This window comes from Luteitalea sp. (genome assembly GCF_044337415.1).
Taxonomy (GTDB): domain Bacteria; phylum Acidobacteriota; class Vicinamibacteria; order Vicinamibacterales; family Vicinamibacteraceae; genus Luteitalea.
The window spans coordinates 1-5,256 of record NZ_JBIINP010000256.1 but is presented as its reverse complement, the minus strand read 5'-3'; the positions used below and the strand labels follow the sequence as shown (position 1 = coordinate 5,256).

The 5,256-nt window shown below is 69.1% G+C and carries 5 protein-coding genes; 3 read left to right on the top strand and 2 right to left on the bottom strand.

Annotated features, from left to right (window positions below):
* Positions 1–9: 9 nt before the first annotated feature.
* Together ACIRDX_RS20335 and ACIRDX_RS20330 are read right to left on the bottom strand one after the other, a co-directional pair.
* Complete coding sequence (locus ACIRDX_RS20335) at positions 10–180, bottom strand: hypothetical protein (protein ID WP_396627266.1); 171 nt, start codon at positions 178–180, stop codon at positions 10–12.
* Between the two features lie 5 nt (positions 181–185).
* Positions 186–1,643, bottom strand: coding sequence for an NAD(P)/FAD-dependent oxidoreductase (locus tag ACIRDX_RS20330; protein WP_396627265.1), 1,458 nt, complete (start codon positions 1,641–1,643; stop codon positions 186–188).
* Positions 1,644–1,846: 203 nt separating this feature from the next.
* Between ACIRDX_RS20330 and ACIRDX_RS20325 the strand changes: the two genes are divergently transcribed.
* The 3 genes from ACIRDX_RS20325 to ACIRDX_RS20315 form a co-directional block, all read left to right on the top strand.
* Positions 1,847–2,620: an adenylate kinase family protein gene (locus ACIRDX_RS20325; protein WP_396627264.1), complete on the top strand. Its 774-nt coding sequence runs from the start codon at positions 1,847–1,849 to the stop codon at positions 2,618–2,620.
* Positions 2,621–2,679: 59 nt separating this feature from the next.
* Complete coding sequence (locus ACIRDX_RS20320) at positions 2,680–4,185, top strand: methylmalonyl-CoA carboxytransferase subunit 5S (protein WP_396627263.1); 1,506 nt, start codon at positions 2,680–2,682, stop codon at positions 4,183–4,185.
* A gap of 115 nt (positions 4,186–4,300) precedes the next feature.
* Positions 4,301–5,256: acyl-CoA carboxylase subunit beta (locus ACIRDX_RS20315; RefSeq protein WP_396627262.1), on the top strand; the 956-nt coding region annotated here is incomplete at its 3' end.

Below are 5,256 nucleotides of genomic sequence, written 5' to 3'. Positions count from 1 at the left end.
TACCCGTGTTCACCTGTGCGCGTGGTGATTGCGCCAGAGAATCCGCAGCATCTTGAGGTTGATCGCGGCGAACCGGAGCAACTGCCACGGCAGGAACGTGCGCATGGCCACGGTGCGCGGCGTGGGCCGCGTGGCTCCGGCGAACGCCGGATCGATGTGGGCGTGTGGACGGGGCGTCATGGGCGTCACTCCGGGATGAGCCGCCAGCCGGGGCGGAGTCGGGCCTTGTGGAGGAAGAGGTGGTGGAGCACGACCTTGATCCAGTGCCCGGCCAGGCCGATCTCGCCGAACGTCAGGCGCATGTCACGCCCGTATTCCGGATAGCGCTCGTAGTCGGGCACGATCGGGAACACCGTCATCGACGCCGCCGTCCCGCCGAGCAGGCTGGCGCCTGCCGACGCGACGCAGGCGGCGCCCATCTCGGCCATCGACGCGCGCTGCGTCGGCGCCGGCGCGCCGCCGAGCATGTCCACGATGCTGCGGGCCACGGCCTTGCCGATCGTCGCCGAGGGCATGCCCGTGCGCGGTGGGGCTGGCGCGATGGGCGCGCCGTTGGGTGACTGGTACGGCCGGGAGATGGCATGCGGCGGCGCGAACGCGATGCCCGCCGCGAACAGGTTCCCGTATGCCGGCGACTGGTAGGTACACGGCCAGTCGCTGGCCGCCCACTCCTCGTACGGCTTGGCGCCGTACTGGGCGTCCACCTTCATGAAGCCGTTGGGCTGGAACAGTCGTGGCGTGATGTCGCCGCCCTGGCGATCGAACGCCTGGAGCCCCACGCCGGAGAACGGCGGCAGCAGCATGGCGAAGTCGAAGTCGATGGTGCGCTGCTCGCCCTCGAGCGTCTCGTAGTGCGCGCGGCCGGCCTCGACCTGCCGCACGTGCGCACGACGCACCCAATGCAGGCCTCGTTCCGCGAACAGCGACTCCGTGAAGATCTTGCTGGGCGTCACGTACCCGCCGTGCGACAGGTGCATGCCCCCCATGCCGAAATCACCGAGTTCGTATTCGTTGGACAGCCACCAGATGTCGGCCTTGTCGCGCACGCCCCGCTGCCGGAGCTCGAACTCGAGGTTCACGATGTACTCGAACGCCGCGCCCTGACACGTACAGGCCCCGTGGCCGGTGCCCACGAGGAAACGTTTCCGGTCGCCCCGGTGCATCGCCTCGACGAGCCCGTCGAGGTGGCCTGCCGTCTCGTGCGCGTGCGACTCGGTGCACACCGAGAGGCTGTGCCCCGCATCCGGCCCCAGCCCAGGGGTGGCGCCGAAGTTCAGCTTCGGCCCAGTGGCGTTGAGCAGGAAGTCGTAGCGAAGTGCCTCGCGCTCGCCCTCGTGGCCGTGACGCGTCGACTCGACCACCACGTAGGGTGTGCCGTCCGCGACATCGCCCTCCGGGTGTAACTCGACGGCTCTGGCTTGCGTGAACTCGATGCCGTGGCGTTCGTACACCGGCGCCAGCGGAAACGTCACGTCTGCGGGCTGCATCAACCCCACGCCGACCCAGATGTTGGAGGGAATCCAGTTGTAGGTCGGCTTGGGCGACACCACGACCACGGAATCCTGCGGCCCCAGCCATGCGCGCAGGAACGACGCGGCCGTGTGGCCCGCGACCCCGGCGCCGAGAACGACGATGCGACTCATGGGGCTCTCCCATCACGTGCGCCGGCGGCGACGCCGCGTCTCGGCTCCGGGGACGACACCCCCGGCCCGTGCAGGAGAGATGCGGCCGCGCGTCGAAACGTGACAATGTGCCACGGAGAGCGGCCGACCATGGTGGTCGTCCATCTGCGGAATGTATGGGTCGACCGGACTCTCTGGGAGTAGGCTTATGGACGGAGGGCATGATGCCGTCGCGTGGAATTCGAGGGGGCTGGCAGACGGGCGACACGGTGACGTGCCACAACCCGGCGCCGATGCCGCTTCGGGCTCGCCGGCTGGTGCTGCTTGGTCCTCCCGGGGTGGGCAAGGGAACGCAGGGGCAGCGCCTCGGTCCTGACGTCGGCGCCTGCCACCTGTCGACGGGCGATCTGTTCCGATCAGCCGCGCTGCCCGGCGGCCTGCCCCCGTCCCCGGCCATGCAGGTCGCCATCGACGCCATCGCGCGGGGCGAGTACGCCTCGGATGCCCTCGCGATCGACCTCGTGCGTGAGCGGTTCCAGTGCGTGCGCTGCGTGCACGGGTTCCTGCTCGACGGCTTCCCCCGCACGGTGCCCCAGGCCGAGGTCCTCGAGGGCTGGCTGCACGACGCCGGCCTGACCCTCGACGCGGCCATCAACCTCCTGGCTCCCGACGCCATCATCGTCGACCGCCTGTCGGGGCGCCGCGTGTGTCGCGACTGCCGACGCAGCTGCCATGCGACGCACGATGCGCCTCGCGTCGCCGGTGCGTGCGATGCCTGTGGCGGCGCGCTCTTCCAGCGCGACGATGACCGGCCCGACGCCATCGCGGTGCGCCTGCAGACCTACGCCCGCACGGCCGCGCCGCTCCTGGACTTCTACCGCCACCGCGGGCTGCTGGTCGACGTGGATGGCACCGGCACCCCGGCCGAGGTCTATGCCCGGCTGCGGCGCGCCATCGGGACGTCGTTTGCGACGATGGCCGACATGCGAGGCAATTGACGTGGAGCACGGGCCGCGGTCACGACGCCGTCATCCCGTGATGAGCAGATAGGCACACGATGGCCAAGACGATCGACATCACCGAGCTGATTCTCCGCGACGCGCACCAGAGCCTGATGGCCACGCGCATGGCCACCGAGGACATGGTGCCGGCCTGCGAGGACCTCGACAAGGCCGGCTTCTGGTCGGTCGAGTGCTGGGGCGGCGCCACCTACGACGCGTGCATCCGCTTCCTCAACGAGGATCCCTGGGAGCGACTCCGCACCTTCCGCAAGGCGATGCCGAACTCGCGCCTGCAGATGCTGCTGCGCGGGCAGAACCTCCTCGGCTACCGCCACTACGAAGACACGGTGGTGGACCGCTTCGTGGAGAAATCGGCCGAGAACGGCATGGATGTCTTCCGCGTGTTCGACGCGCTCAACGACATCCGTAACCTCAAGCGGCCGATCGAGGCCGTCCGCCGCACCGGCAAGCACGCGCAGGGCACGATCTGCTACACCACCAGCCCGCTGCACGACACGGCGCACTTCGTCGACATGGCGAAGCAACTGGTCGAGCTCGGGTGCGACTCGCTCTGCATCAAGGACATGGCGGCCCTCCTCAAGCCCCAGCCTGCCTACGACATCGTCACGGGCATCAAGCAGGCGTGCGGCAGCGACGTGCGCGTGCATGTCCACGTGCACGCGACCACGGGCGTGACGATGGTGAGCCTGATGAAGGCCATCGAGGCGGGGGCCGACTGTGTGGACACGGCGATCAGCTCGATCAGCCTCGGGCCCGGGCACAACCCGACCGAGAGCCTGGTGGAGATGCTCGATGGCACCGGCTTCGACACGCGCGTCGACAAGGACTGCCTGCTGCGGCTGAAGAAGTACTTCGCCACGGTGCGTCCGCGCTACGCGGAGTTCCTCTCGAACATCACGGGCGTGGAGACCGAGATCTTCGACAGCCAGATTCCCGGCGGGATGATCTCCAACATGGAGAGCCAGCTGAAGCAGCAGGGCGCCGCCGACAAGATGGAGGAAGTGCTGGCGGAGGTGCCGCGCGTGCGCAAGGACGCGGGCTACCCGCCGCTGGTGACGCCGTCGAGCCAGATCGTCGGCACGCAGGCCGTGTTCAACGTGATGATGGGCCGCTACAAGGTGCTCACCGGCGAGTTCGCCGACCTGATGCTCGGCTACTACGGCAAGACGATCGCCGAGCGTGATCCCGAGGTGACCGCCCAGGCCGAGGCGCAGGCGAAGAAGCCCGTCATCACCGAGCGTCCGGCCGACCTCCTGCAGCCCGAGTGGCAGCAACTGCGCGACAAGGCCCTCGAGCTGAAGGGTTGCAACGGCACCGACGAGGACGTGCTCACGTACGCGATGTTCCCGCAGGTCGCCCCGAAGTTCTTCGGCACGCGCGACCAGGGACCGAAGAACCTCGGCCGCACGCCCAAGGTGGTGACGGTGCCCGAGAACGCGCCGCCTCCGCCCGAGCCGGGCACGGGGCCGGTGCGCGAGCGGATCGAGTACGAGGTGACGATCAACGGCACGTCGCACAAGGTGACGGTGGCGCCCGCCTGAGGCCGGCATGCCGGCCTCGGGCGGGAATGCCACGATGCCGGGAATGCTGCGAATGCCGCATTCGGCGTCCGGCATGCGAGGACGAGCCCCGAGCCCCAAGCCCCGAGAGACGAAGATGGCTGACACGATGAAGGCGAAGGTCGAGGAACTGCAGCGGCGGCGGGCGCAGGTGATGCTCGGCGGCGGTGCCGACAAGCTGGACAAGCATCGCGCCTCCGGCAAGCTCACGGCCCGCGAGCGCATCGAGGCGCTCGTCGACCCGAACAGCTTCCAGGAGACGGGCCTCTTCGCGAGGCACCGCGCCACCCTCTTCGGCATGGACGGCAAGGACATGCCGGCCGACGGCGTCGTCACCGGCGCGGCGGCCATCGGCGGCCGCCTCGTGCACGTCGCCAGCCAGGACTTCACCGTTGCCGGCGGGTCGGCCGGCGAGGTGCACTCCATCAAGGTCGCCGAGAGCATGGAGCACGCCCTCCGCGCCGGATCGCCGTTCGTGTTCATCAACGACTCGGGCGGCGCGCGCGTGCAGGAGGGCATCGATTCACTCTCCGGCTATGGCAAGGTGTTCTACACGAACGTGATGCTGTCGGGTGCGGTGCCGCAGGTGTCGATCATCTGTGGCCCCTGCGCCGGCGGCGCGGCTTACAGCCCGGCGCTCACCGACTTCATCATCCAGACGCGCCAGGCGCAGATGTTCATCACCGGCCCCTCGGTGATCAAGCAGGTCACCGGGGAGGACGTGACGCCCGACCAGCTCGGCGGCCCCGAGACGCACATGGTCAACTCGGGCGTCACCCACTTCATCGCGGAAGACGACACGCACGCGATGCTGCTGTGCCAGAAGCTCCTGAGCTACCTGCCCTCGAACAACCTCGAGGATCCGCCCGCGGCCGACGGCGACCCGCGCGTCGACCCCGATCCCGCGCTGCTCGACGTGGTGCCCGTGGACGGCAAGCAGGGCTACGACGTCCGCAACGTCATCGCGCGTGTCGTCGACGCCGGCGACTTCTTCGAGGTGCAGTCCGGCTATGCGGCCAACATCGTCGTCGGCTTCGCGCGCATCACCGGCCG